The following is a 609-nucleotide window of genomic DNA, read 5'->3' on the forward strand; positions in this document are numbered from 1 at the left end:
TAAAGCCATGGTGTAGTACGGAATCATGAGCTGTTTGAATCTCTTTGATATACTATCTTTCAGCGGTATATCTCTAGATATAAGCCCAGAAAGGAAAAAGAAGGTGCATGCTGCAGGGTTTATGAGATTAGCAGCGATCTGCGGAGGGAGCGTATGGTACATAACGACCAGCGCCATCAAAAAGCCTCTGGCAACATCTATCCAGACAACTCTTTCATCGCTAGAAGTGAGGCCCTCCATCCGACGTCTCGACAAGAATAAACACCCCGCACAAAATCTCATAGACAGTATAACACAGGCGATATGGATTCATTCAAGCTATTTGTCTTTAGATGCGTGGCACCGTTAACGGAAGCCAATCAGTGGCTATCATTTCCCGAAATATCCCCTATTTTCCTTGATATTGGAGAGAAACAAAAGAAAGGTTAACTGACCCGGTTACAACAATTCCAAAGTCATACAATGCTGAATTATCACGCCGCCATTGATATACTTATCTATATAAGGAATTCGCGGAGTTGAAACTTAGTAAAGCAATACGAACAGTTCTCGAAATAAAAATCCACGAGTTAGCGGCCATCTGGCAGGAGGTGTGATATATGAAAAAGA

General features: G+C 42.2%; 1 protein-coding gene. It reads right to left on the bottom strand.

The window, feature by feature from the left end; translation table 11 throughout:
* On the bottom strand, positions 1-255 hold a 255-nt coding region (locus tag BG32_RS02030; protein ID WP_147434799.1), incomplete at its 3' end, for an acyltransferase family protein.
* Positions 256-609 lie beyond the last annotated feature (354 nt).

This window comes from Mesotoga sp. HF07.pep.5.2.highcov, assembly GCF_003666285.1.
In the GTDB taxonomy this organism is placed as follows: Bacteria; Thermotogota; Thermotogae; order Petrotogales; family Kosmotogaceae; genus Mesotoga; species Mesotoga prima.